Annotated in this window: 23 protein-coding genes and 3 pseudogenes; 15 read left to right on the top strand and 11 right to left on the bottom strand. The window is 69.7% G+C overall.

Translation table 11 applies throughout. The features are described from left to right. The first annotated feature begins 24 nt into the window (after positions 1-24). The 4 genes from AB0M39_RS18915 to AB0M39_RS18900 all read left to right on the top strand — a co-directional run bounded on the left by AB0M39_RS18915 (position 25) and on the right by AB0M39_RS18900 (position 3,463). Positions 25-912 carry an RNA polymerase sigma factor SigF gene (locus AB0M39_RS18915; RefSeq protein ID WP_365365663.1) on the top strand — a complete coding sequence of 296 codons (888 nt, stop codon included), beginning with the start codon at positions 25-27 and terminating at the stop codon, positions 910-912. A 598-nt stretch (positions 913-1,510) separates the two neighbouring features. Next, positions 1,511-2,188 carry a HemK2/MTQ2 family protein methyltransferase gene (locus tag AB0M39_RS18910; RefSeq protein ID WP_365365661.1) on the top strand — a complete coding sequence of 226 codons (678 nt, stop codon included), beginning with the start codon at positions 1,511-1,513 and terminating at the stop codon, positions 2,186-2,188. Next, positions 2,172-2,429, top strand: coding sequence for a CDGSH iron-sulfur domain-containing protein (locus AB0M39_RS18905; RefSeq protein ID WP_365365659.1), 258 nt, complete (start codon positions 2,172-2,174; stop codon positions 2,427-2,429). The genes AB0M39_RS18910 and AB0M39_RS18905 overlap by 17 nt, the downstream gene beginning before the upstream one ends. Further along, positions 2,429-3,463, top strand: coding sequence for an iron-containing redox enzyme family protein (locus AB0M39_RS18900; RefSeq protein WP_365365657.1), 1,035 nt, complete (start codon positions 2,429-2,431; stop codon positions 3,461-3,463). Before AB0M39_RS18905 ends, AB0M39_RS18900 begins: the two co-directional genes overlap by 1 nt. A gap of 175 nt (positions 3,464-3,638) precedes the next feature. Here AB0M39_RS18900 and AB0M39_RS18895 read toward each other — a convergent pair whose 3' ends face one another. The 3 genes and pseudogenes from AB0M39_RS18895 to AB0M39_RS18885 form a co-directional block, all read right to left on the bottom strand. Next, positions 3,639-3,794 (bottom strand): DUF6131 family protein, encoded by a 156-nt coding sequence (locus AB0M39_RS18895; protein WP_365365655.1) that lies wholly within the window; start codon positions 3,792-3,794, stop codon positions 3,639-3,641. Between the two features lie 973 nt (positions 3,795-4,767). Then, complete coding sequence (locus tag AB0M39_RS18890) at positions 4,768-5,496, bottom strand: SMI1/KNR4 family protein (protein ID WP_365365653.1); 729 nt, start codon at positions 5,494-5,496, stop codon at positions 4,768-4,770. Between the two features lie 70 nt (positions 5,497-5,566). Continuing rightward, positions 5,567-5,659: pseudogene (locus tag AB0M39_RS18885) on the bottom strand (nitroreductase); the annotation flags it as partial. A gap of 696 nt (positions 5,660-6,355) precedes the next feature. Between AB0M39_RS18885 and AB0M39_RS18880 the strand changes: the two are divergent. The 5 genes from AB0M39_RS18880 to AB0M39_RS18860 all read left to right on the top strand — a co-directional run bounded on the left by AB0M39_RS18880 (position 6,356) and on the right by AB0M39_RS18860 (position 8,747). Next, positions 6,356-6,760: a phage holin family protein gene (locus AB0M39_RS18880; RefSeq protein ID WP_365365651.1), complete on the top strand. Its 405-nt coding sequence runs from the start codon at positions 6,356-6,358 to the stop codon at positions 6,758-6,760. Further along, a complete protein-coding gene (locus tag AB0M39_RS18875; protein ID WP_365365649.1) occupies positions 6,757-7,188 on the top strand; it encodes a DUF3618 domain-containing protein in 432 nt (143 codons plus the stop codon). The genes AB0M39_RS18880 and AB0M39_RS18875 overlap by 4 nt, the downstream gene beginning before the upstream one ends. A gap of 192 nt (positions 7,189-7,380) precedes the next feature. Continuing rightward, positions 7,381-8,064 carry a UdgX family uracil-DNA binding protein gene (locus AB0M39_RS18870; protein WP_365365647.1) on the top strand — a complete coding sequence of 228 codons (684 nt, stop codon included), beginning with the start codon at positions 7,381-7,383 and terminating at the stop codon, positions 8,062-8,064. Further along, positions 8,061-8,429, top strand: coding sequence for a low affinity iron permease family protein (locus tag AB0M39_RS18865; RefSeq protein WP_365365645.1), 369 nt, complete (start codon positions 8,061-8,063; stop codon positions 8,427-8,429). Before AB0M39_RS18870 ends, AB0M39_RS18865 begins: the two co-directional genes overlap by 4 nt. A gap of 174 nt (positions 8,430-8,603) precedes the next feature. Continuing rightward, a complete protein-coding gene (locus AB0M39_RS18860; RefSeq protein ID WP_365365643.1) occupies positions 8,604-8,747 on the top strand; it encodes a three-helix bundle dimerization domain-containing protein in 144 nt (47 codons plus the stop codon). A gap of 187 nt (positions 8,748-8,934) precedes the next feature. On the opposite strand, the gene AB0M39_RS18855 is transcribed toward AB0M39_RS18860, so the two are convergent. Beyond that, on the bottom strand, positions 8,935-9,273 hold the full coding sequence (locus AB0M39_RS18855) for an STAS domain-containing protein (RefSeq protein WP_365365641.1): 339 nt from the start codon (positions 9,271-9,273) through the stop codon (positions 8,935-8,937). A gap of 224 nt (positions 9,274-9,497) precedes the next feature. Between AB0M39_RS18855 and AB0M39_RS18850 the strand changes: the two are divergent. Together AB0M39_RS18850 and AB0M39_RS18845 are read left to right on the top strand one after the other, a co-directional pair. Beyond that, positions 9,498-9,863: pseudogene (locus tag AB0M39_RS18850) on the top strand (N-acetyltransferase); the annotation flags it as partial. Positions 9,864-9,875: 12 nt separating this feature from the next. Beyond that, positions 9,876-10,201, top strand: a pseudogene (locus AB0M39_RS18845) (hypothetical protein); the annotation flags it as partial. A gap of 252 nt (positions 10,202-10,453) precedes the next feature. Here the strand turns inward: AB0M39_RS18845 and AB0M39_RS18840 are convergent. Together AB0M39_RS18840 and AB0M39_RS18835 are read right to left on the bottom strand one after the other, a co-directional pair. Beyond that, entirely contained in the window at positions 10,454-11,116 is a 663-nt protein-coding gene (locus AB0M39_RS18840) for a response regulator transcription factor (protein ID WP_365365639.1), read from the bottom strand. Next, complete coding sequence (locus AB0M39_RS18835) at positions 11,091-12,263, bottom strand: sensor histidine kinase (RefSeq protein WP_365365637.1); 1,173 nt, start codon at positions 12,261-12,263, stop codon at positions 11,091-11,093. The genes AB0M39_RS18840 and AB0M39_RS18835 overlap by 26 nt, the downstream gene beginning before the upstream one ends. A 175-nt stretch (positions 12,264-12,438) precedes the next feature. Here AB0M39_RS18835 and AB0M39_RS18830 point away from each other — a divergent pair, with 175 nt between their 5' ends. Further along, the gene (locus tag AB0M39_RS18830; protein ID WP_365365635.1) at positions 12,439-14,709 is read left to right on the top strand and encodes an MMPL family transporter; all 2,271 of its coding nucleotides are present in this window, start codon (positions 12,439-12,441) and stop codon (positions 14,707-14,709) included. 290 nt (positions 14,710-14,999) lie between these two features. Here AB0M39_RS18830 and AB0M39_RS18825 read toward each other — a convergent pair whose 3' ends face one another. Next, positions 15,000-15,686, bottom strand: coding sequence for an HAD-IA family hydrolase (locus tag AB0M39_RS18825; RefSeq protein ID WP_365365633.1), 687 nt, complete (start codon positions 15,684-15,686; stop codon positions 15,000-15,002). Between the two features lie 110 nt (positions 15,687-15,796). Between AB0M39_RS18825 and AB0M39_RS18820 the strand changes: the two genes are divergently transcribed. Both AB0M39_RS18820 and AB0M39_RS18815 read left to right on the top strand, forming a co-directional pair. After that, positions 15,797-16,153: a hypothetical protein gene (locus AB0M39_RS18820; RefSeq protein ID WP_365365631.1), complete on the top strand. Its 357-nt coding sequence runs from the start codon at positions 15,797-15,799 to the stop codon at positions 16,151-16,153. A gap of 13 nt (positions 16,154-16,166) precedes the next feature. Continuing rightward, entirely contained in the window at positions 16,167-16,958 is a 792-nt protein-coding gene (locus AB0M39_RS18815) for a class I SAM-dependent methyltransferase (RefSeq protein ID WP_365365629.1), read from the top strand. Positions 16,959-17,043: 85 nt separating this feature from the next. Here the strand turns inward: AB0M39_RS18815 and AB0M39_RS18810 are convergent, their stop codons facing one another. From AB0M39_RS18810 to AB0M39_RS18800, 3 genes are all read right to left on the bottom strand, one after another. After that, positions 17,044-17,301: a hypothetical protein gene (locus AB0M39_RS18810; RefSeq protein WP_365365627.1), complete on the bottom strand. Its 258-nt coding sequence runs from the start codon at positions 17,299-17,301 to the stop codon at positions 17,044-17,046. A gap of 102 nt (positions 17,302-17,403) precedes the next feature. Beyond that, positions 17,404-18,516 (bottom strand): ABC transporter substrate-binding protein, encoded by a 1,113-nt coding sequence (locus AB0M39_RS18805; protein WP_365365625.1) that lies wholly within the window; start codon positions 18,514-18,516, stop codon positions 17,404-17,406. 426 nt (positions 18,517-18,942) lie between these two features. Next, positions 18,943-21,840 carry an RICIN domain-containing protein gene (locus AB0M39_RS18800; RefSeq protein WP_365365623.1) on the bottom strand — a complete coding sequence of 966 codons (2,898 nt, stop codon included), beginning with the start codon at positions 21,838-21,840 and terminating at the stop codon, positions 18,943-18,945. 424 nt (positions 21,841-22,264) lie between these two features. Here AB0M39_RS18800 and AB0M39_RS18795 point away from each other — a divergent pair, with 424 nt between their 5' ends. Then, the gene (locus tag AB0M39_RS18795; protein WP_365365621.1) at positions 22,265-22,444 is read left to right on the top strand and encodes a hypothetical protein; all 180 of its coding nucleotides are present in this window, start codon (positions 22,265-22,267) and stop codon (positions 22,442-22,444) included. A gap of 261 nt (positions 22,445-22,705) precedes the next feature. Here AB0M39_RS18795 and AB0M39_RS18790 read toward each other — a convergent pair whose 3' ends face one another. Further along, on the bottom strand, positions 22,706-24,073 hold the full coding sequence (locus AB0M39_RS18790; protein ID WP_365365619.1) for a TerD family protein: 1,368 nt from the start codon (positions 24,071-24,073) through the stop codon (positions 22,706-22,708). Between the last annotated feature and the right edge of the window lie 421 nt (positions 24,074-24,494).

Raw genomic sequence — 24,494 nt, 5'->3', positions numbered from 1 at the left:
GCAAACCAGGGGAGGACGACGGACATGACAGCTGTTTCTATGCCTGCTGCCCACAGCGTGCAAGCCCGGGGCGGGGCCGTATCGGCGGCCACGGGCGCTGCCACCGGTGAGCTGCCCTGGATCGAGGACGCGGGGAAGACGCCTCCCCAGGACGCGCGGGCTCTGTCGAAGCTGTTCTTCGACCGGCTCCAGGTCTTGGAGGAGGGCACACGCGAGTATCAGTACGCGCGCAACACCCTCATCGAGATGAACCTCTCCCTGGTCCACTTCGCGGCCCGCCGGTTCCGCAACCGTGGCAGCGGCGAGATGGAGGACATCGTCCAGGTCGGCACGATCGGCCTGATCAAGGCGATCGACCGGTTCGACCTCTCGCGCGAAGTGGAGTTCACCAGTTTCGCCATCCCCTACATCGTCGGCGAGATCAAGCGCTTCTTCCGCGACTCCACGTGGGCCGTCCACGTGCCCCGCCGTCTGCAGGAACTGCGCGTCGACATCGCCAAGGCCAAGGAACAGCTGGCCGGCCGCCTGGACCGCGAACCGACCGTCAAGGAACTCGCCGAGCATCTGGATCTCAGCGAGGACGAGATCATCGAAGGCATGGTCGCCTCCAACGGCTACACCGCCGGCTCCCTGGACCTGCCCGGCGACGACGACGGCCCGGCCACTGCCACGCGCTCCTACGCCGACGTCCTCGGATCCGAAGACCCGACCATGGAGTTGGTAGAGGACCTGCACACACTGGTCCCGCTCCTCGGCCAGCTCGACGACCGGGACCGCCGCATCATCGAGATGCGCTTCGGCCAGGAGATGACCCAGTCCCAGATCGGCGCCGAACTCGGCATCTCACAGATGCACGTCTCACGCCTGCTGACCCGCACGCTCACCCAGCTCCGCACCGGCATGCTCGCCTGAAAGCCCTGCCGTGACGGCTCGCGGGTGATACTCGCCGCCGCGCTCGTACGGGGCGCTCAGCCCGCAGACCGTAAGGCAGCGGCTGAGTGGTTGGCGATGTCTCCGCGTGACATCGGCGAAGGTGAGCCGTCGTCTCCCCGCAGCGCTCAAGGCGAACGCCTCCATCTTGCAGCGCGTCTGGGAGGGCAAGGAATGCGCGGACGAAAGGCAATCAATATTGCAGCCAGTGACTGAATCGATTCGATCCGAAAGGGTCACCCCCTTCTTCTGGCACCCTGCGCAGGACCCGAACGGATTGCATACTGGGGGCAGCAGAACAGTCGCACGGCGCAGGCTGGTCTATGGCTGCTCGGCGACACACCGCAGCGCAAGGGCACCGGGGCCTATGCGCGTTCGCTGAATTCGCCTTCGGTGGGTCCGATCGTGAGGTGCGACAGCGGTGTACGGACTCCCGGGCTTGGTTTCCGTGTGTTCCTCTGAAGGTCCCCACAATTCGGGGTGGGGCGCCCCGTTTGGGGCAGTCGCACAGTGGCGTCGATTGCCGCGCCCCGCCTCCGCGGGCCGCATCGCCCCCTGGAGGTGCGCAGTGTCCACCGGTATGGGTCTCACTTGGGGCACACTGCCGCCCGGCCTGATCGCCCTTCCGGGTGTCTACCGTCCGCAGAGGGACACCCGTTTCCTCGCTGAGGCGCTCGTCCACGAGGACCTCACACCGGGGAAGAACGTGCTGGAGATCGGTACGGGCACCGGCGCCCTGGCCCTGCAGGCAGCGAGCAGGGGAGCTCTGGTCACGGCGGTCGACGTCTCCTGGCCCGCGGTGATCACGGCGCGTCTGAACGCCCTGCGCCGGCGACTGCCCTTGCGCGTCGTGCACGGCGACTTCGTCGTGCGCGCGGCGGGCCGGCGTTTCGACTTGGTCTTCTCGAATCCTCCGTACGTCCCCGCACCGGGGGCATGGCCGGCGTCGCGCGGACCGGAGCGGGCCTGGGACGCAGGCGTCGACGGGCGCGGAGTCGTCGACCGGATCTGCTCGGCAGCCTCGGCCCTGCTGCGTCCCGGGGGCGTGCTGCTCATGGTGCATTCGACGATGTGCGGGGCCGAGGAGACCGTCGACCGGCTGACCGGGGCGGGGCTGGCCGCGGACGTGACCAACCGGGCCTTCGTCCCGTGGGGCCCGGTCCTGCGTGCGCGGCGGGCCTGGCTGGAGCGGCAGGGCCTGGCGGCCGAGGACGAGGAGTGGGAAGAGCTGGTGATCGTCCGTGCCGAGTGCCTCTGACAACGCCGTGGGCCCGGCTGCCGCGGCCAAGCCCGCCCGCCGGGTGTCTGTCGACCCGCAGGGTCCGGTCCTGGTTGAGGGCCCGGTCGAGATCGTCCTCGACGACGGGACCGTCGTCCGGTCCGACCGGTTCGTGGTCGCGGTGTGCACCTGCCGTCGCAGCCGCACGTACCCGTGGTGCGACACCAGCCACCGCCCCCGCGAGCAGGCCGCCCCGCCGCCCGCGGAGGGGGCGCCGTGATGGCCTCCCCCGGCCCGACGACCGCCGCCCGCCCCCGCCTGGTCGAGGGGCGAGGCGAGCTGTCCGGCGCCGTGGCCCAGGCGCTGCGGTCCGGCGGGCCGCCGGTCTACGCCGCCGGGTCCGTGGCAGAGGCCGACCCGTGGGGGGAGGACCTCCAGCTCGCCCTCTGCCTCCTCTACGAACTCCACTACCGCGGCTTCGACGGCGTCGAGGACGAACGGGAATGGGATCCGGACCTGTTGCGGCTGCGGCAGGCGATGGAAGCCCGGTTCCTCCACGCCCTGCGCACCGAGCTGTCCGACGGACCCCGGTCTGTCGAGGACGCCTTCGCCCCGCTCCTCCTCGAGCCCGTGGACCTCTCCGGCAGCCTCAGCCACCACCTGGAAACCGACGGCGAACTCTGGCAGCTGCGCGAGTACGCGGCCCTGAGGTCCCTCTACCACTTGAAGGAGGCGGACCCCCACGTCTGGGTCGTCCCGCGACTCACCGGCCGTGCCAAGGCCGCGATGGCGGCCATCGAGTACGACGAGTTCGGCGCCGGCCGCGCCGACCGCGTCCACGCGCGGCTCTTCGCCGACCTCATGACCGACCTGGACTTGGATCCGACGTACGGCCGCTACCTCGACCAGGCCCCCGCGGTCCTGCTCGCCACGGTGAACGCGATGTCCCTCTTCGGGCTCCACCGCGCCCTGCGCGGCGCCCTCGTCGGGCACTTTGCGTGCCTCGAGGTCACCTCCTCGCCCGGCTCCCGCCGCATGGCCCGAGCCATGCGGCGCTGCGCGGCCGGTCCCGCCGCCGAGCGCTTCTACGCCGAGCACGTGGAGGCCGACGCCGTGCACGAACAGGTCGTGCGCCACGACGTCATCGGCGGCCTCCTCGCCGACGAACCCGCTCTGGAGGCGGACATCGCCTTCGGCTGCGCGGCGACCGTCCTGCTGGAGGACCGCCTCGCGACACACCTCCGCGAGACCTGGCGCCAGGGGCACAGCGCGTTGCGCACACCCCTGGAGCGACGCAGAGCGCCGCAAGCATGACGCCAAGGCCGACTCGACCACGCCGAGTTGTCGCTGAGGGCCACGGAGAGCTGCGCAGGCCTCAGGGCTGGACTGCCCGTCGCTGCGGCAGCGTACTTGGCCCACGCCCGCGTCGACTGCACCTCCCCGACCCCCGACCCGGCCCAGCGCCGGCCGCCAACACTCCAGCTATTCGCTACCAGTAGTGTTTGCGGCCGCCGACGGCGTGCCCGGCCGCTCCCATGATCCAGAGAATGGCCCCGATGACGAGCAGAACGATCCCGATGGTCCACAGGATCGAAAGCCCGGTCACGAAGCCGATGACGAGCAAGATGACGCCGAGGACGAGCATGGTGTCCTCCGTTCTCGCTTGACGGGTCATTACCAGGGTAGGCGCCAGTCGTGCCCAGTGGCTTGTTCGGGCACCACCCCAAGGAGCAATCGCGTGATTCTCACCTGGGACTCTGCATTCTGATCGCCGCCCTTGTCGTCGGCTTGGCCAGCCGGAGAAGTCGGCGGCGGGGGGACTGGCTCCCCATGGCCCACGCACCGCCCGCCTTCGGGGGCGTGTGCCCCTGCGTCGCCACGAGTGTGCGTATCAGGAGTCGATCCACTCAAGAACCGCATACAGGTTGTTTCCTGTTCAGTACAGATAGTGAGACGTCTGTGGCGCGCGATATCACCGAGGGTGAGGGGCGACTCATGCTGGTCGCTCGTCACCGACCAGGAACGCGCCTGATACCTCCAGGGCACTGGTGAGAGCGGCTACACCAGCGCGCCGCTGCCCTTTTTCGATCCTCGGGCAACTCCGCACCCGCTGGCTTCCCTGCTCCAGGCGATCCGCCTGCAAGGCGGGCTCGACCGCTACCAGAGCAGGGACTACGTCTACGCCACCGCCAGGGACGGACAGTCCCCCTTCACTGCGCTCTACGAACGACTGCGCACCGATCCCGCCTGGCGCACACACGCACTGGACTCCGGCCACAGCGTGATGCGGGACGCCCCTGAAGCCTTGCTGAAGGTCTTGCTGGTGGCCGCGCTCGAGGCGGATCCGGTACGACCGCCGCATCCGGCGGACTCGCTGCTGCACTCCCGCGCCTCGGCGTCGTCGACGAACGGACCGTTGCCGGCTGGCTCCTGACCCCACCGCCGGGAGTGCCGCGCTACATCTCAGCAGGCTTCGCCGAGTTCCAGCGAGGTCCCTCCGGCTCGCGGAGCCAATCGAAACCGGGACCGACTTGCCACCACCCGCGCCCGAGCCGAACAGCAGTCCCGGGGCTGACTCCAGCCTCGGCAGCCTGGCCGATATGGCTCCCTGATGGTGGTCAGCGGTAGTCGTTGAGCCAGTCTGCCGGGATCAGGTCCCGAACGCGGTCGAGGTCTTCTGCCGTCCGGCCGCGGGCAAAAATGGCTGCGCCGGCGTCGTCGCGTAGCAGGGCGTCCTGGCCTAGGAACCACCGGCTCCCGTTTTCCTCATCGCCGATGGGATACAGCGGGAACGGCAGCCGGACGAAGTTCTCCTCCAGCAACGCGACGTCGGACTCATCCGCGTCAAGGAAGTCGCAGAGCTCTTCATCGGCATGCAGGGATTCGGACAGAACGATCTCAACGAAGCACAGGGAAAGTCGCTCCAGCCACCTTTCCCATCGTTCGGCACTCTTGTCCACCAGATCAATCCGGCTGAACACAGCAGGGTCGTCATCCTGAAGGCCGTCGAGGAGGATGCCCCAAGATACCGCGCCTTGATTCTCATGCCGGAAGACGAGAGCCTCCCTGACGTCATCCACGTAGAGCTCGGCCGGGCCGAGGAGCACGTCGTAGTTGCTGGTCAGATCCCGGCGGCGCCCGAACAGCAGATACGCCTCGCGCAACGCGGCCGGCAGCCGTACTCCGAGCCTCTCCTCGGCTGCGACCAGATCGGCCTCTGACCACCCATCGGCGCTCTCCAGAGGCCTGGCCCAATACCCAGCGAAGCCTCGGATGAAGTTCCAAGCGCCGCTGCGTCCCCCGAGACCGTCAACGAGGGAGGCAGCAAGATCGAACTCATGTGTCATGCCAAGACGATATTCCCCCTCATACGAAGCCAGGCCCAGGTACTCGCGGGTCTTCGTCAGGTCTGTTCGGTCACACATCGTCGAGAACGTCTGCCAGCGGGCGGCGGGGTGTGGCCGGGCCTCGAGATCCGTAGCCGGGCAGCGGCACCATCTGCACCTGGCCCGGTGCCCCTGGCCGGGTCGCGCGCCAGCAGGCGAGATCGCGGTCCAGTGGTGCAAGGTCGGGGAAGTGGCCAGGTCTGCCAGGGTGGCTTCCCGCAGGGCGCCCCAGGGACTGGCCGGCGCGCAGCTCTGGTGAGGCTCGGCGGTCGTCATGGCCGCCTTCGGGGGCCGCACCCAGCGCAAGACTGCGGCGGCTGAGGTGCTGAGCATGCTCACCGCGCAAGCGCTGTCCAACGCGGTGTGCAAGCAGCTGTACGAGCGACGCAGGCCGCCCGAGCAAATGATCCCGCACGACGTCGAGGGCCTGCCGGACAGCTCCTCCTTCTCCTCCGGGCACACCGCGGCCGCGGTGGGCGTCACCGCCGCCGTCACCGCCGCCGTGGCCCCCACCTCACCGTGGTGGTCAACCGCGACCGCCATCCCCACCGTCCCGGTGGCCTCGAGCGTGTCCACACCGAGGCCACTACCCCAGCAACGTCGAGGCCGGTGCAGCCTCGGCCTGCAGCGCCCTTCTGGTCCACTACGCACCCCGCCTACTGCTCCGCAGCCTGTGGTAGCACGTCGACCAATGGGTCCTTCTGCGGCTGAGTGGGGCGACGGGGCTCGGGTACCCGCCTGGAAGGGACCCGTACACGACGCGATAGGGCTGAAGCCCGGGTGGCAATGAAGGGGTCAGGTGACGATGATGAATAGGTCAGTGGATCACCCGCGCCCGTACACCGACGAAACGGCGAGCGAGCTGGTCAAGCGGGCGTCGGAGCAGATCTCCACACTGATGCGTCAAGAGCTGCGTCTGGCACAGGCCGAGATGCGGCAGAAGGGCAAGCGATTCGGGATCGGCGGCGGCCTGTTCGGCGGAGCCGGCGTGATCGGTTTCGTCGCCCTGCAAGCACTCGCGGCCACCGCGATCGTGGCCCTGGATCTGATCTGGCCGCTGTGGGCCTCGGCCCTGACCGTGACCGTCGTCCTTGCGGCAGTGGCGGGCGTGCTCGCCGCCGTGGGCAAGAAGCAGGTCAGCCGGGCCGTCCCACCCGTCCCCCAAAAGGCCATCGACGGCGTCAAGGCAGACGTCGCCGAAGTCAAGGAGAGGGCACACCGATGACGGACCAGCCCCAGAACAACGACTCCACCCCCACGCCTGAGGAACTGCGCGAGCAGGTGGAGGAAACCCGCGAAGAACTCGGCGAGACAGTCGAGGCGCTGGCGGCCAAGACCGACGTCAAGTCCCAGACACGGCACAAGGCAGCCAAGGTCAAGAGCCAGGTCCAGGACAAGGCCGCCCATGCTCTCCATGTCGCGCACGACAAGACTCCTCTGCCGACACGCGAGAAGGCATCCCATGCCAAGCAGCAGCTGGCCGAGACGGCACACGTCCTGGGAGACAAGATCCAGGACAGGGCCTCGGAGCCGACCCTGGACAAGGCCTATCAGGTGGCTCAGAGCGCGCGCAGCAGTCGCGGCCTGCTCATCGCCTCCGCTGTGGCAGCGCTCGCTGCGGTCTTCTTCACCTGGCGCAGGAAGAGGTGCTGATGAAGAGCCCAAAACCGCTTACGCGCCGGTCAGCCTGGTACTCAGCGTCGTGGCAGGCACGGTTCAATCGCGTTTGCGGGGCGCCCTGGGCGGGACCAGGGTAAGCATGAATTCGGCGTCGCCGCTGAATGCGCAGGGGCATGCTGCGGTGGGTGTGACGAGAGGTCGGCGCTCACGGATACAGGCACCGAGGTGTACGAAGGGCGGCAGTACGACGCCACACCGTTCCTGCCCGGCCGACGTGCAAGGCTGCCCGGCATGCGCAAGGCGGCGGCCGGGTGCCAGGGCTGCCCGCTGCACCGGGACGCGACACAGACCGTGTTCGGCGACGGACGCGCCTCCGCGTGCGTCATGCTCATCGGCGAGCAGCCGGGCGACCAGGAGGACCTGCAGGGCAGGCCGTTCGTGGGCCCGGCGGGGACGGTTCTGATGCGGGCACTCGGGGATGCGGGCATCGACCCGGAGCAGACGTACGTCCCCCATGTGGTCAACCACTTCACGTTCACGGTCCCCGAGGGACGCAAGCGCCGGATCCACAAGGCGCCGAGCCTTCGCGAGACGACGGCGTGCCGCCCGTGGCTCGTCGCCGATCTGCGGGTCGTGGCGCCGGAGGTGGTGGTTGCCCTGGGCGCCACCGCGGGGAAGGCCCTGCTCGGGCCGTCGTTCCGGGTGACCGAGCAGCGCGGGGCCCTGCTGCCCTGGCCCGACCGCGTCGGCGCCGACTCCGGCGACGGGGTGCGGGGGCTGATCGCCACAATCCATCCGTCGGCCGTGCCGCGCGCCGAGGACCGAGAGCCGGTGTACCGGGGCCTCGTCGCGGACCTGCGGGTCGTCGCAGAGGTCATCGACGACCGGAGGGGTACCAGGACGACATGACGATTCAGCATCCAGCCGATCGCGGTGGCGAGGAGCGCGGCCGGTTCGCCCGGCTGGCCGAGGCCGCCTCACGGCTCAGCAGCTCTCCCCCCTTCTTCGTGTTCTGCCTGACCCTGGTAGCCGGCGTGGTCGCCGTGCACATCGCCGGGCTGAGCCTGCCCTGGCAGCTCTTCGTCGGGGACTGCATGACGGCCATGACGCTGCTGCTCCTGGCCCTGCTCAAGAACTCGGAGCTCCGCGCCGAGCGGGCCATCCAGCGCAAGCTCGACGCCATCGCCGCAGCGCTGCTCGAAGCGCATCAGGACATGCCGGAAAAGGCCCAAGACGATCTGCGGGCCGCGATCCGGCTGGACGAGGAGATCTGACGGTCGTACTCCTTGGGGTACAGCTTGTCCTGGGCGCGCCTCTTCCCGCTCGCTTCGGGTTCCAGCCGGTAGAGCACTGCCGACTACTGCTGCGAGCGGCGAAAGATCGGCTTCCCGGCTGAAGGCCGCGCCGGGAGAAGGAGGCAAGGCAATCCCCAAGGAGGGCTCAGTCGCATGAAGGCGGAGTCAGACGATGCCCTTGCCATCCACCAGGTCGCCGAGCGGCTGACGAAGGCGCACCCTCAGCTGGATGCCGCCCTCGTGGAGAGCTCAGTAAAGACGGCCTACGACCGCGACACCTTGCCAGCCGCTGCATGAGGCCATCGACGGCCTGGCTGAGTCCCGTGGCCGTGCCTGCGTGCGATCTCCGCGCGGGCTGGCTCCTGGAGGCCAGTCCAACCAGCCTTCGTACGCGTCAGCGGCGCCGGGTAGCAGATCTGCCGCCGCTGGCGCGGACGTGGCCGCTCGTCGAGCGGAGCGCGGTCCCTCGACTGCCTGACGGCCGTCATCGCTCCTCGATGGCTGCGACCGCGTCGAGCCCGGCGTGCCGGAGCGTGCGCTGCACGGACGGCCGGGCCCACAGGATGGTGATCTTCGCTTCCGGCAGCCGAGTCGCGGCCCGCAGCAGCGCGTAGGCGCACGCGAGGTCGATCCGGGTGACCGCGTTCATGTCCACAATCCACTCGGCTGCCGCGCTGAGCGGCGCAGCGCCGAGCTGCTCCTCCAGCGCCGGCAGTACGTCGGCGTCGATGTCCCCAACCAGCGTCAGCTCGGCACGGCGCCCGTCGGCCGTCGTGACCGTGACGGCCGGACGGGCCGGCGGGGGCTGGTTCTCGGTCGTCACGACGGCCTCCCGACGAGCTCGGCGTCCTTCCATGGTCGCCCAGCCGAGCCGAAGCCGCTCCGCATCGGTCGGTCCGGATCAGTGTGTCGGCGCCCCCGTGCGGACAGGAGTAGTCGGTATGAGGCTGGAGAAAGCCGGGATCCTGAGTCGGGTCGGTCATGCTCTAACGACCCGGTGCTCAATTGCCTCGCGCATGAGCTGCCCCGCGACCAATCGTCGCGGCCATGACGTCACACGATGCGCCTGATGGCTCCCGGATCGCTCCCGGCGGTGGCGGGCTGGTGATCCGGCAAGAGACCGCTGACGATCACCGAGATGTGCGCGAGGTTCATACGCGCGCCTTCGGTGACAGCGATCGGGCTCCCGGGCTCGTGGAGGCGCTTCGCGTGGCGAAGGCTGCATTGGCGCCGATGTCCATTGTCGCTGTCGTTGACGGCCGGGTCGTCGGACATGTCCTGCTGAGCGCGACGCGGTTGGACGCTCCGCGCCGGATCGTGGACGTCCTGTCGCTGTCACCGCTGGGCGTGGTCCCGGAGTTCCAGCGTCAGGGCATCGGGACGCAGCTCATCGCCCACGCCCTCGATGCGGCCTACGGCCAGGGCGACTTGCTCACCGCAGGTGACGCCGGATCACAGGGCCGGGCCCTGGCCGAGGGACTCCTCGCCGACTGCAGCACCCGGATCCTCCACCGCCAGAAGACCGACCAGCTCCACGCCGCAGCCCCCCTGCTCGGCCTGACTTCCGTCGAGATGGACGCCGTCTCGCACCTCAACCGAGGGCGCGGACTGTGGAAGGTAGACGATCACTCATCGTCCAACACCTCCTACATTCCAATACCTCAGTGAACATTTCAGTGCTGCGGTATCGGAGGCGAGGTAGGCAACTATCCGGCCGTGCTCGATCGTCCTTCGGGTATGCCTCCCACTAGGGCGCGTATCGAGCCGTGATCATCGGGTGTTCTGGTGAGGTCTTTGAACCAGATCACCGAGGCGTGCAGGTGGAGACTGGCGAGGTAGTTGTCGGGAGTCTTGTCGTATCGGGTGTCTCAACGTCCCAGTTCCGGCCTCCTGGTACGTCACGCTCTGGGGCGGGTGAGGCACGTGGAGCCGACGTGAGCCGACCGGTGCACTGATGTACGGGCGGGGACTCATGGGACACGGCCCGGCACCCGGCACCCGGCTCAGGTTCCGGGGAGGATACGGCGCGTTTCGTAGGCCCACATCGCGATCTCGACCCGGTTGCGGGCGCCGAGTTTGGCCATCAGGCTGGCCAGATGCGTCTTCACCGTGCTGAGGCTGATGTGCAGTGCATCGGCGATCTCGGTGTTGGTCAGCCCGCGAGCGACGGCGAGGAGCACCTGCTCCTCGCGGGCGGTGACGGGGGAGACCGGCTGGGCCGGGGGCCGGCCGGCGGGCAGGTCCGCGAATGCCTGGAGCAGACGGACGGTGACGCTGGGCGCGATGAGTGCCTCACCGCCGGACGCCGACCGTACGGCCTGGGCCAGAAGGTCTGGTCCCGTGTCCTTGAGGAGGAATCCGCGAGCGCCGGCACGCAGCGCGCCGTAGACGTACTCGTCGAGGTCGAACGTGGTGATGACGACCACGGCCAGCGGGTCGGCGACGCCCGGGCCGGCGACCAGCCGGGTGGCCTCGAGCCCGTCGAGTACGGGCATACGGATGTCGAACAGGCAGACGTCGGGGCGCAGTTCGCGGGCCAGACGTACCGCTTCCTGTCCGTCGGCGGCCTCGCCGACCACCTCGATGCCGGGCTGGGCGTTCAGCATGATCCGCAGCCCGGTGCGGATGATGGTCTGGTCGTCAGCGACGAGGACGCGGATGGGCACCGCTCTCGCTCCTCGCTCTCGGCAGTTCGGCTTCGACATGCCAGCCCTGGTCGGCGCCGGGGCCGGCTTGTAGTTTGCCGCCGAGCAGGGTCGCGCGCTCGCGCAGTCCGGTAAGTCCGTATCCGGCACGGCCTCGGCCGGTGCGGTGGCCGTTGTCGCGCACGCTCACCCGTACCGTGTGCCGTTCCGCGGTGACCCGGACGACGAGCTCGGTCGCGTTGACCGCATGGCGCATGGCGTTGGTCACCGACTCCTGCACGATCCGGTAGACGGCCGCGTCCACGGCCGGGGGCAGCGTGTCCAGTTCGCCGTCGAGCCCCAGGTCGACCTTGAGGCGACCACTCGGGGTGCGCACCAGGCGCTCCAGATCCGCGACTCCGGCAGGCGGCGCCAGCTCGGCGCCGACCCCGCGGTCGCGCAGCGCGGCGACCATGGCGCGCATTTCCTCCAGCGTGCGCGCCCCTTCCTCCTCGACCCCCTCCAGCGCCTCGGCGGCGGCGGACGGGTCGGCGCCCGCGAGCACCCGGCCCGCCTGGGCGATGATCACCATGGCCGACACGTGGTGGGCCACCGTGTCGTGCAGTTCCCGGGCGAGCTGCTCGCGCTCGCGGGAGCGCACCTGCTCCACCTGCCGCTCGCGAGCGGTCACCCGGAACCGCACGGCAGCGCCGACCACGCCGGGCAGCAGCAGGAAGACGAAGCCCACGACATTCTCGGCGGCCGGGGTCTCGTCCGTGACGACACACAGCGCGAAGGCCGCGAGGATCACCGCGCCGCCCAGCACGATCTCGCGTCCCGATCCCCACCGAGGCAGCGCGTACACCAGCACGAGCACGACCGCGCCGGTGTACAGGCCGACGGGCTCGCGCGGTGCGGCGACGAGCGAGGCCACCTGGAGCAGGATCACCGAGCCGAACGCCAGCGTGACCATCGCCAGCGGGCGGGTCCGGCGCCACAGGGGCAGCAGGCACAGCCATACGGCGAACACCACCGCCACCGGCCGCCACACGACGTTCTCGCGCAGGGTGGCCTCCAGCGCCACACCGGCAAGGCCCGCGGCGAGCAGCGCCCAGTCCCGCCGCACCCGGGCGGGCGCGTCAGGCGGCCGGGGTTCGGTCCACAGGGTTCGCAGGTCGTCTCGGAGCACGGTTCTCAGCCTAGGGACTGCGGCGTGCCGCGCATCGGCCGAAAGGACGGGTCGTCACTCCGCCCCGGGGCCGAGGGATCCGCGGCCCGCGGGCCGATGCCGCGGAGCGCCGTGGCGACGAGCCTCGGCATCGGCGGCCGTACAAGGACGGCCGACGAGGTGGTTGGAGGACCCGATGCTCTCGAAAGCCCTGTTGCGCCTGGGCGGGGGCGCCGCCCGCCATCCCTGGCGGGTGATCGCGGCATGGCTGATCGCCGCCACGCTCGCCGTCCTCGCCGCCGTCGCCTTCGGCGGGCGGACCGCGGACTCGATGACCGCTCCGGGACTGGACTCCCGACGGGCCGCGGAACTGATCGAGCGGGCAGGCACCGGCCAGGAGGGGATGACCGCCCAAGTGGTCGTCACCCCCCTCGACGACGGTGCGACGTTCTTCGACGACGACGGCGCGCGCACCGCTCTCACGCGGCTGCGGGCCGAGGTGAAGCGGCTGCCGCACGTGCTCGGCACGAGCGACCCGGCGGGGGCGCTCGACGCGGGCGGGGACACCGCCGTGCGCGGCGGCCTCGTCTCGGCCGACGGGCGGATCGCGGTCGTCCGGGTGCAATACCCCGACCAGAGCCGGCTGTCGGCCGAAGACCTCGACGCCCTCGTCGATCTCGGAGACCGGCTGCGCGCCGAGCTGCCGCTGCGCATCGAGATGGGCGGGAACCTCTTCTACGTCTTCTCCGACCCCGACGGCGGCGCGAGCGAGCTGATCGGCCTCCTCGCCGCGGCCGCGATCCTGTTCCTGGCGTTCGGTTCGCTCGTCGCCGCCGCGCTGCCGATCGGCATGGCGGTCTTCGGGCTGACCGTCGGGGTCGCCACGATGACGGTACTGGCGGGGGTGACAGAGGTCCCCACCTTCGCACCGGTCCTGGGCAGCATGGTCGGGCTCGGAGTGGGCATCGACTACGCGCTGTTCGTGCTCGCCAGGCACCGGGAGTACCTCGCGTGCGGGCTCGATCCGCAGGCGGCGGCCGGACGAGCGGTGGCAACGGCGGGGCGGCCGGTGGTCTTCGCTGGCGGCACCGTCGTCGTGTCGATCCTCGGCCTGGCGGTCGCGAACGTGCCGTTCATGACGGTGGGCGGGCTCGCCGTCTCGATCGTCGTCCTGACGATGGTGCTCGCGTCGGTGACGCTGCTGCCGGCCTTCCTCGGCGCGGCGGGCCCGCGCCTGGCCCGGGCCGGCCGGATCGGCCGGGCTCTGCAGACCAGGCAGCTGGGCCGAGTCGCACGGCGGCGGGACCCTGCGGCAGGCGCCGCCCACGCCGCCGGGTGGCGTCGCTGGATCGGGCACGTCAGCTGGCACCCGGCGCCCTACGCGATCGGCGCCGCGGGGCTGCTGCTGACCGCGACGCTGCCCGTGCTCGGCCTGCGCGTCGGCCTGCCCGACGACGGCTCACTGCCCCACAGCCGTACCGAGCGCCGTGCCTACGACCTCGTCGCCGACGGGTTCGGCCCGGGCACCAACGGTCCCCTCGTCATCGCCGCGGACCCCGCCGGTGATCCGGGAGTGGTGGACCGTCTCGTCGCAACGGTCGCGGCGGATCCGGGCATCGCGTCCGTCGCGCCGGCGCGCATCCATCGAGCCACCGGCATCGCGACCCTCGTGGTGTTCCCGACCACCAGCCCTCAGGACGAGGCCACGGCCGACACCCTCGCCCGGCTGCGCGCCGAGGTGCTGCCCGCGGCGATCGGACAAGGCCCGGCCAGGGCGCACGTCGGCGGGGCTGCCGCGAGCCTGTCCGACGTGGGCCGACGCACCAGCGAACGTCTGCCGGTGTTCGTCGCCGCCGTGCTGGCGATGTCGTTCCTGCTGCTGATGCTGGTCTTCCGCTCGGTCGTCGTACCGCTCAAGGCGGTTCTGCTGAACCTGCTGAGCATCGGCGCGGCCTACGGCATCATGGTCGCGGTCTTCCAGTGGGGCTGGGGAGGCGCACTCATCGGGCTGGAGGCGACGGTTCCGATCGTGTCGTTCATCCCGATGTTCCTCTTCGCCATCCTGTTCGGCCTGTCGATGGACTACGAGGTGTTCCTCCTCTCCCGCGTACGCGAGGAGTACCTGCGCACCGGCGACAACGGCACAGCGATCGTTGAGGGCGTCTCGCGCACCGCCCGGATCATCACCTCGGCCGCCCTCATCATGGTGGCGGTCTTCCTGTCCTTCGCCGTCGCCGAGGACCCCTCCACCAAAATGTTCGGGCTCGGCCTGGCCACCGCGATCTTCATCGACGCCACGGTCGTACGCATGGTGCTGGTACCGGCGACCATGACACTCCTCGGCCGGGCCAACTGGTGGCTGCCGAAGTGGCTAGACCGGATGCTTCCCCGCGGCCCGGTCGGCACCGACGACACCGACGCGGAATCCACGAGTGAGGCCTCGCGTCCACGGCTGGTTGACCGTTGACTCAACTCTGCCCGCCCTTGGCGTCCGGCACCTCAGCACGTCACCTACGGTCATATCGAGTCGTGATCATCGGGTGAGCCATGAATGCCATGCTTGCTGAGCGCGTCGAGTTCGTGGCCGAAGGTCAAGCAGCGGGCGTAGCCGATGCGGATGTCCGCGCTCGGCAGGTTCGTATCGATCGGCGCCTACAGCGGGGGGCCGGCCGGCTCTGGCCGCGTCGCGCCGGGGCCGGCAGCCGCAGCGCCGTCTTCAGCCGGGCCGACGCCGTGATCACACCAACCACTGCAAGATCATTTCATCGTGGCTGATCCCTCCGGCCGGTCAGGGTGGTGCCCGGACGCGAAGGCGAGGATGTCGCGGGCCACTTCTCGCAGGCTCCCGAAGTGGCGATGCTCGCCGTCCACTGCTTCAGGGGTGTTGACGCCCCACACCGTCATCCCGGCACGCAGGCCGGACTGCACCCCGGAAGGGGCGTCCTCGATGACCAGGCAGTCCTCCGGTTGGGCGCCAAGTCGCGCGGCTGCCTGCAGATACGGCACCGGCGACGGCTTGCCTTCCGCCACAGCGGCCGCATCCACGACAAGGTCCGGGACCGGCAAGCGCGTCCGCGCGAAGCGCCCCCGCACCCGGTGCTCGTAATTCGACGTAACCAGTGCCCAGGCCCCGGGCCGCAGGGCACTCAGCAGCTCCGAGGCACCGTCGAAAGCCGTGTACGCGCCGGAGCGGACGTCTTCGTCCTCCAGCGCATGTAGCGCGGCAAGACACTCCCGGGGGTCCTGGTCCGGGGCAACCTGCGCGAAGGTCTCTATCGGCCTCGTCCGCAGCGCCACTCGGTAGACCTCGACAGGGTCCAGCCCGTATCGCTCTGCCCACGTCCGCCAGACCAGGCGCTGATTGTCCACGGCATCGATCAACGTGCCATCGACATCAAACAGGACATACCTCATCGCGCCAGACTGGCCCGGTTCGCTGATCACGTCTCGATCATGCCATCAGGCTCTGAGCAGGCAGTTTGCAAGACAAGCCCTACTGAGGCTTTCGTTAGCTCTGTGGGTGTGGTGGGCGTGCTGGTGGGACTCTGTTCGTCGTGTCCTTCAAGCCTTCTCCTGGTGTTTCCGAGCCCGCCGTCCCCCCTTTCACGCGGCCGCAGTTGGCCGAGGCCCGACGTGTGCGGGCGGTCGAGTTGTTCGAGCAGGGATACGTGAACTCCGAGATCGCGCGCATGCTAAGGGAGCATCCCGAGAGTGTGCGGCGGTGGAAACGGCTGCAGGCCCGCCGGTTCGCCTGGAACCACGGCAAGCACCTGGAGACGCACGCGCTACGCGACCACCCGTCGAGCCTGTGGACACCTCGATGCCCGCTAATTTCGTTGAGCCCGCACCCTGCAATCGTGTTGGCTAGCGGCACCGAACTGTCAGTACCGCAGGTGTCCGCTTGGCTGTAGCAGGGAGTAAAACGTGCAGGACGTTGTTGTCGACCCGGTTGCCCACAATCGGGCAGCCTGGGACAAGTATGTCCAAGAGGGCAACGAGTGGTCGAGGCCGGTGAGTGCTGAGGATGTCGAGCGCGCCCGCATGGGCGACTGGTCGATTGTTCTCATCGGGCGTGAGCCGGTCGACCGCTCCTGGCTGCCGACGGACCTGACCGGCAAGGACGTGTTGTGCCTGGCCTCCGGCGGTGGCCAGCAGGGTCCGATCCTCGCCGCCGCAGGGGCGCGGGTCACCGTATTCGACAACTCACCCCGCCAGCTCGGCCAGGACCAGATGGTGGCGGAGCGCGACGGACTCGAGCTGCGCACCGTCCTAGGCGACATGCGCGACCTCAGCGCCTTCGGCGACGCGACATTCGACGTCGTATTCCATCCGGTCTCCAACCCATTCGTACCGGACTTGGCGCCGGTGTGGCGTGAGTGCTTCCGCGTCCTGCGACCGGGCGGAACTCTGCTCGTGGGCTTCCTCAACCCTGATGCGTACTTGTTCGACCACGAGGCGCTCGACGAGCGCGGCGAGCTGATCGTCGTGCACAAGCTGCCCTACAGCGATGTCACGCAGTACTCCGCCGAGGAACGCGCCACGAAGTTCGGCGCGGATGCCCCTCTTGAGTACAGCCACACCCTCACCGACCAGATCGGCGGGCAGCTCGCCGCGGGATTCGTCCTCACCGGCTTCGCGGAAGCGCCGCACCAATCCAACGCATCCGCTCAATACATGTCGCACTATTTCGCGACGCGGGCGGTCAAGCCGGGCTGACCCAGCCGTGGGGCCGGCCGAGACGGCCGTGTCTCGCCAAGTGGAGCGCTGTGCCAGCCCGACCCCCACTAACTTCGCTGAGTCGTCATGCCGGGAATCTTCGCTGGTCGCCGCTCTTGCCCACTACGGCGCAGGCCCACGTTCGGGGAAAGTACCGGGTGCCCTCCGGGGGTTCGCCTAGGGACGGGCTGCGGGTGCGGTCTGCCCGGCCAGCCTTCGTCAGCGCGATGATGAACTCGCGGGGCAGGCCGATGCGCTCGGACTCCCCGGTCTCCATCGCGTCGCGCAGGATCGACCGGGCCTCGTTGAAGGTCTGGCGGCGGGTGTAGCGGGTGACCTTCATCGGCCGTCCGTCACGCCTGATCGCGAGCGACGGCAGGCTGAGGGGCTGCCGCCGACAGCCTCAAGTTCGGACAGATCTGGGCCGTCGGATCTCCGTGCTCTCTCAGCCGGCGTGAAGGATCCGAAAGCGATCGGGCTCCGTCGGATCTCGATCAACGACTTGGATTGGCGTCCCAGCCCATTGCCAAACGCTGATGCCTGGCGTGCGGGAGAACCGGATCTGCCCGCGGGTGCCTTCAACTGCGACGCGCGGCCAGGATTGGGCAATGCGCGCCCGGTCCGCGCCGTGAGAACGCAGTACATCGGCGAGGACGGCGACCGTGTCGTAGCCCTCGAAGGCGACGAAGGAGGGCGCTTCGGCCAGCCGCTCGCGGAGGGCCGTCTCGACTCGTGCACCTAGTGGGCTGAGGCGCTCGGGCAGGTAGCGCAAGAACGGGATCGCGGCGCTGTCGTCGCCCAGCAACGTCGCCCATTCGGCGAACTCCGGTTGCCCGGCCGGAGCACCAATCATGATCTCGGCGAGGCGCTGGTCGCCACGGACAGACTTGACGATCGACACCGCCGGCTCCGGGTGGCCGACCAGAAGAAGGAGGGCCGTCGCGCGATTGTCGACCAGTTCGTCGCACACGTCCGCGGGGGCGAGCGCGCTCATATCGAGTTCGATGACGGTGCCACCGCGTGGAGCGAGGTAGTCCCGCAGAATGCGGGTCCCCGATGCCCAGTAGACACTCGGCTGGGATGCTACGGCGATTCGGCTGTGGCCCGCGCTGAGAAGGAAATCTGCGTAGATCTGCCAGCCGCGGGACTGCGGCGGGGCGAGGCGCGCGACCCAGTCCGTTGGCTGTTCGGTCAGCACGTCGTAAACCGCTGACGAGCAGAGGAACGGCAGGCCGAGGGCGTCGGCCCTGGCGGCAGCGGCGCGAGCGACGACGCTGTGATACTCCCCCGCCAAGGCAGCCACGCCCAGGCGAGCCAAGTCGTCTACGGCCGCCGCGGCCCTCTGTGGATCGGCTGCGGTGTCTCGGACCACCAGCTCGAGTGGACTTCCGGCGATCCCGCCGACGTCATTGACTTCGCGGACGGCCAGCTCGAGTCCAGCGAGCAAGTGCCGGCCTGCCTCGACCCAGCCAGGCCGAGTCAGCGGAACGAAAGCGCCGATCTGGACGGATGATCCGTCAGTCCGCCCCGCTTCAGGTGGCGATGGTGGCGTATTCATGCGTTGGCATCTCCCGTGTGACGATTCGGCCGCAGGCTGCCCGGACCGCCGGTGGCAAGACCCGGTGGTACGCGTCCATCTCATGTCGCCGTGGCGGGCGCACCTGCGTGATCATGCCGGACATTGCATCCACCACCATCGCCAACAGGCAATCGATTTATCTGTTCGCTGAGCTGCCAGGCTTCAAGAGACCTTCCCTCGATCCCCGAAGCCGATCACGCACCTGCGGGACCGCCCTCGCCTCCGCCGGTGCTGGTCCCACATCGGGCCGCCCTCCGGGGCCGCCACACGACGCCTGATCTTCACCGATCACCCCTCCCACCCCGCCAGCCGTCGCGCGGAAGGAACTCATGTCCCAGCCCCCGCCCACCTCGGCGTTCGCACCGACGCCCGAGCCCGCCGGCCGGTTCGGATGCGTCCTGGAGATCAGAGGCCGACGATCGCCCATTCCTGACTGGCGGAACTGCCGGCGGGCATCTGGACGATCCTGGCGCCGTCGCTCAGCGAGGCGTTCTCCACGTCCACCCGTAGACCGCTGGCGACGTTGACGAGGTGGTAATGGCCGCTGGTCCCGGAAGGCACCAGTCTCCACCACTGGTTGGGGCTGTCGGTGTCCGTCCACTGGTCCAGCGCTTGGCCGGAGGTCGTGGACGCGCCGGGGTTGTCGAGGACCTTGCCGCTGTTGACGTTGGACAGGCGGAAGGTGCCGTCGTAGTCGGGCAGCAGCCGCCACTGCTGGTTGGTCCCGCCCGACCACGGCCACTGGATGACCGGGGCGCCGTCGCCGGTCGACTGGTTCGCGACGTCGAGGACCTTGCCGCTGGCGCGGTTCACCACGCGGAAGGCTCCGGTGAGCATGCCGACGGTGACCCGCGTGCGGACTCCCGCGGTGAGGGTCAGCTTCCTGGCGTGGTCGCCGAGCGGGGAGGAGGCCACGAGCGCCGTGGTGGACAGCGAGGTGATACCGCGGCGGCAGACGAACGAGAGGGTCTGGCCGATGTCGGAGACGAGGGTGATCGTGGCGGTGCGGGCCGCGGTGTCCCAGGTGAGGCTCTCGACGAGGACGCGGTTGCGTCCCCGAACGCCTCGAATCGTGCCTCGGGTCAGCTGCTCGGGTAGTGCCGGCAGGATTTCCAGCAGGCCCGGCCGGGTGTAGAGCAGGGACTCGGCGATGATCGCCGGCAGCGAGTTGGCGGCGTCGGTGTTGTAGATGTGCAGGTCGGGGTTGTGGGAGGTCACCAGCGAGCGGAACACCATGTTGCTGCCGAGGACCTTGCGGATGTTGTCGTAGACGGCCGCGCCGTCCTTCAGCCGGCTCCAGGCGAGAGCCCGGTGGAGGCTGCCGTGGGCCGAGTAGTTCTCGTCGCCGCGCAGCCTGAGCGCCTTGCGCGCGGAGCGCATCAGGTCGGGCTTCTCCTCGGGGTTGATCTCGTGCAGGGGCCAGGCCCCGTAGAGGTGCTGGATGTGCCGGTGGTTGTAGCGGTCGTGCAGCCCGGGCCAGGACCACTCGGATAGGGCTCCGTCGCCGTTGACCGTGTAGTCGGGCAGATGGGCAAGGAGCGCGGTCCAGCGGGACACGCCCTGGCCTGCGCCCTGCTCGACGTTCAGCGTGTTCGCCGCGTCGATGGCCGCCTGCAGGGCGTGGCGGCCGGCCATGATGTCGCCGGTGGCGTTGATGGAGAGCATCTGCCCGGTGTTGGAGGGCGAGTTCTCCATCGAGAAAGACGGAACGAAGATCACCTTCCCTTGGGAGTCGGTCCTGGTCAGGAAGTCCTCGTAGAACAGGGCGAGTTCCATCAGGGCCGGGCCGAGCTTGTCCCGGAGGAACGCGTTGTCGCCGGTCACCTGGTAGTACTCGAGAAGCGGGTACAGCATCCAGTCGGCGCCACCGGTCCAGCACTGGCCTGGGAAGTCCGTGCCGTTGAAGTGGAGCATGTGACCGTGCTCGCCGTCGGTACGGGACGGCACGAGGAGGCCCCGTGTGCCGTACAGGTTGGTGGCGTTCCTGCGCCAGTCGGCGAGCTGTCCCAGGACAAGGTCGAAGTAACCCTGCATGGCGTTGCCGTGGCTGAGGATGTTGCCGCCGGCGATCTGGAGGTTCACATTGGCGTCGGTGGTGAAGTCGTCGGCCCAGGCGCCGTTCCAGCTGCCGGCCCAGATGCCGGTCAGGCGCGGTGGAAGCACGCCGCTGGAGCTGACGAAGAGGTACCGCCCGGAGTCGTACATCCGCTCGAGAAGGGCGAGGTCGACGGTCCATCGGTTGTTGTTCTGCCGTGAGGTCAGCTCGGACGTGGACAGTTGCCGGTCGGCGGTGGAGACGCCGAGGTCCAGGCTGGAGCCGTCGAACATGGCCTGGTGCAGCGGCGCGTGCCGGTCGAGCAGGGCGGCGTAGTCGGCGGGCAGCGCGGCCAGGGCGGCGTGCAGTGGCTTGGCGTTCCAGTCGCCGGCGTTCTCGTAGCGTCCCAGCTTGGTCAGCAGTACGACCTTGGCCGCGCGGGAGACCACCAGTGTGCCCCTGCCGGCCTGGACCGAGGCATTGGCGCCGGTGACCACGACCCGGGTGACGCCCTCGTAGCCGTACGCGCCCTGACCCGATGGATACGTACCGCGCAGGTTGAGGTACCCGCCGCCGCTCGAGGCCGTCGCGATCGTGCTGAAGGCGACGTTGCCGGGGACGCCCTCGAGCGTGGTGTTGACCTTGATCGTGGTGTCGACGGTCTTGCCCGCGGCGGGCAGCAGCTCGTGGACGACGACTTTGTCCGCCCGGGAGACGAAGACGCGCCGCTTCCATAAGCCGGCGCTGTCGGTCCAGGTGTGGGTGACCTCGCCGGTGCGGAAGTCGGTGATCCGGGCGTAGCCGTTGGCCGTGGTCGCGCCGGGCGTGCTCAGCTGGAGTTCGTAGCCGGGGTGGAAGCTCTGGGTCCAGCGCAGGGACCAGCCGTCCGCGAAGGTCGCGGCGGCGCCCCCGTAGTCGCCCGCCAGCGCCTTGTCCTGGGCCGCACCCAGACGGCCGGCGGTCAGGGGCGGAGCCACGCCGCGGGTGCCGTTCGGCAGCACGAAGCGGTGGTGGTTGAGAACGACCTTCTCCAGCGTCGGCGCCCCGTGGAGCACCGCGCCGTACTCGCCGTTGCCGGTGACGAAGCCGTCGGTCCACTCCGAGGCCGGCGAGGAGTCGTACATGCCCCGCTGCGGGAGCGTGACATGGGACGGGACGGCGGCTATGGCTCTCGTGGACAGGGCGCCGGGAAGCATCACCGCGCCCGCGGTCAGCGCGGCCGCTGTGATGAAGCCTCTGCGGTTGAGGGGGGCGTCGGGGGAAGCCATGACATGACTCCTTCACAGTAGGAGAGCGGAGGAAGACACCGGTGCCGTCTTGATGGGTGCACAGCGCGAGCCGAGCAGCGTCCCTTTCGCTTCGACCCACACGTCATGGCAACGTAAACATCACTGCGTCGGGTCAGTGCAGCATGCGTCACTCGGGAGCGTCAATGCACTAGCAGTCACACATGAGATGGCCTGTTCCGTTCAGCGAGGCCATAGCCGCCTGCCAGCAAACGCAGGGCCGTCGCCGGCACCCCTACCGGAACCGGCCCGCACCCAACCCCCTTCTCGCCTGGAGGCCCACCCCGTGACCTGCGGGGCTTCGGGCAGGTCGGCCAGTACCTGAACGGCCCACTCCCCAGCGCCCCTACCCGCCAGATCAGCCGACTGCGGACCCGGCCAGTGGGTGTCGCCAGTCTCGCGCCAGATGCAGGCCGTGACGCGCGGCAGGCCGTCGTCGGTGAACGCGGGCTCGTCGGTGAACGCGGGCTCGTCGATGTACACGCGGAAGACCTCCGGCAGCGGGTCGAGGACGCCGGGCCAGGCATGCTCCTCGTCGTTCCCGTACGGGCTCATCGGCGACTCGTGGCTGAAGGCCCGTATGTAGACACCGGCCCGGGGCGAAGACGACCGTGCAGTCGTCCCCCGACCCGGTGTCCACGGACAGCGCCTCCTCGGACTCGCCCCAGTTCGCTGCGTACACGTGATACGCGTACGCACCACTGGGGTTGACCATCGCCTCCGCCGCCGCGAGGGCACGGCACAGGGCGCGCAGGGTCGGGATGTCGGGCAGTCGGCGGGCGGCGTCTGGGGCGGTCATGGACCGATTGCACCCAGACGCCGCTGACAACGCCCGCCCGTACGCCGGTCAGCCCCTGCCGCGCCAGCCCCAGCGCGAGGACTTGCCGACGGTGTTCGTCTTCCCCGGGCCCGGCGCCGTGAACGGAGCGAACGTCTGGGCCGCGGCACCGTCCTCGGGCGAGGTGTCCTCCGGCTGCCCGACGCCCCTGAGCCTGGCCCTCCACGGGCCGTCCGCCATCTCCAGCTCGACGATCACCGGGCCCTCGGGCAGTGGGTGGGTCTCCCGGCGGGCGCCGATCTCGTTGATGAAATTCTCGCGGCGCGGGAGCGTCGCGTGGTCGGTGTGGCCCTCGAGCTCGTACCGGTGGGCGATGAGGTTGTCGTCCCCCTTGTAGCGGATGGCGAAGTCGGCCGGGCCCGCGGTGTGCAGCAGGACGTCCGGGCCGCGCCACTCCAGCCACTCTCCGGTCAGCCGGTGGGCCGCGGCGAGCGGCAGCACCGTCACCTGCCAGTGCCCCTCGGCCTGGAGCCGCAGGCGCAGCGGGCCGCCCTGCGGGACCGTGGTGAGCAGCCTGCCCTGGAAGTCGTCCTCGGTGCTGTTGACGAGGACCTCGCCCTCCTTGTTGCGCCGGTTGAGGGGCGTCAGACACGTCCACCCCTCGCCGCGGACGAACAGCTCGACGACGACCGGGCCCGGCGGGAGGCCGTCCACCTGGATGACGTCGTTGTCGCGGCCGGTGAGCGTGCGCGGCTCGAAGGCGGGGCCAAACACCCAGTCCTGCGGCGCCGGTTGAGGCTGCGGGGGCACAGCCGCCGGGCTCGGCGCCGCCACGGTCGGCGCCGGTACCTGGGCCTGTGCCGGAATGGGCGTCGGTATCGGTGCGGCCGCAGGCGCCCCCGCCGGCGGCGCGAACGGCACGCGCACCGGCGCCGCCCCCGCCACCGGCATCACCCCCACACCGTGATCCGCCGCCAGCTCCTCGAGCCCGCCCGCATACCCCTGGCCGACCGCTCGGAACTTCCAGCCACCCGCCCGCCGGTACAACTCCGCGAGCACCAGCGCCGTCTCGTCCCCCACCTCCGTAATCTCGTACCGGGCGACCGACGTCCCGTCCTGCGCGTACGCCTCCACCGACGGAACCCCCGTCTCCCGCACCGTCCCACCGCGCGTGGACCCGACGACGAGCACCCGCTCGAGGTCCGCCTCGACCTCGCCGAGCCCCGCCTCCAGCCATGTGGTGCCCTCCGCGCCCCCCGCCAGGCGCACCGCGCCCGACGGATGTGCCGGCGCGCCGTCGGTCACGACGTCCTGGTCCCCCCGGACCCGGCCGTCCGCCGCCAGCAGCAGCGCCGTAGCCCGCAGTTCGCCGCGCACCGCGATGCGCAACGGCACTGTCGGAACGAATGTGTTGGCCCCCTTGACCAGATCGCTCACGGAAATGCCCCCTCCGTCATCACCGTCGTCCCTGCCGACGACAGTCTCTCGACACATTCAGCACGTAGTCATCACGATGATCTACGCGCGGAGCATCCCATACGGCGACGTATCGTCGCCTCCGTGGAGCTGAAACTTAGCGAACCAGATCGACATCCCGTTCGGCGAAGCCGTGGAGCGGTTCGGCGCAGCGGTGAGCGAAGTGGCCGAGGCCGCCGAAGAGCGGGAGCTGGACACCGCCGGCTCAATCAGCGACGTGCTCGTGTGGCGGCTGCGAACATGGCCGACCTGCCCGCTAACTCTTCCGCCGTGCCCGCGCCCACGGCCACCGCACCCATGGCTGCCCGCGGTGCCAGTTGGCGCCCAGGCCGCCCACAGCGCCGCCCTGCCTTGCCTGGGACACGAGTCGGCGGCATTCGCT

The sequence above is a fragment of the Streptomyces sp. NPDC051907 genome, from assembly GCF_040681075.1.
Lineage (GTDB): Bacteria > Actinomycetota > Actinomycetes > Streptomycetales > Streptomycetaceae > Streptomyces.
Note: the sequence above shows the minus strand (reverse complement) of the source record. Positions and strands in the feature narration are given on the sequence as shown.

Coding starts and splice junctions, on each gene's coding strand:
- AB0M39_RS18795 (WP_365365621.1), top strand. CDS start 22,265: ATGCAGGCCGTGACGCGCGGCAGGCCGTCGTCGGTGAACGCGGGCTCG.
- AB0M39_RS18830 (WP_365365635.1), top strand. CDS start 12,439: ATGCTCTCGAAAGCCCTGTTGCGCCTGGGCGGGGGCGCCGCCCGCCAT.
- AB0M39_RS18910 (WP_365365661.1), top strand. CDS start 1,511: ATGGGTCTCACTTGGGGCACACTGCCGCCCGGCCTGATCGCCCTTCCG.
- AB0M39_RS18860 (WP_365365643.1), top strand. CDS start 8,604: ATGAAGGCGGAGTCAGACGATGCCCTTGCCATCCACCAGGTCGCCGAG.
- AB0M39_RS18875 (WP_365365649.1), top strand. CDS start 6,757: ATGACGGACCAGCCCCAGAACAACGACTCCACCCCCACGCCTGAGGAA.
- AB0M39_RS18900 (WP_365365657.1), top strand. CDS start 2,429: ATGGCCTCCCCCGGCCCGACGACCGCCGCCCGCCCCCGCCTGGTCGAG.
- AB0M39_RS18805 (WP_365365625.1), bottom strand. CDS start 18,516: ATGAATACGCCACCATCGCCACCTGAAGCGGGGCGGACTGACGGATCA.
- AB0M39_RS18915 (WP_365365663.1), top strand. CDS start 25: ATGACAGCTGTTTCTATGCCTGCTGCCCACAGCGTGCAAGCCCGGGGC.
- AB0M39_RS18810 (WP_365365627.1), bottom strand. CDS start 17,301: ATGAAGGTCACCCGCTACACCCGCCGCCAGACCTTCAACGAGGCCCGG.
- AB0M39_RS18865 (WP_365365645.1), top strand. CDS start 8,061: ATGACGATTCAGCATCCAGCCGATCGCGGTGGCGAGGAGCGCGGCCGG.
- AB0M39_RS18800 (WP_365365623.1), bottom strand. CDS start 21,840: ATGGCTTCCCCCGACGCCCCCCTCAACCGCAGAGGCTTCATCACAGCG.
- AB0M39_RS18895 (WP_365365655.1), bottom strand. CDS start 3,794: ATGCTCGTCCTCGGCGTCATCTTGCTCGTCATCGGCTTCGTGACCGGG.
- AB0M39_RS18890 (WP_365365653.1), bottom strand. CDS start 5,496: ATGACACATGAGTTCGATCTTGCTGCCTCCCTCGTTGACGGTCTCGGG.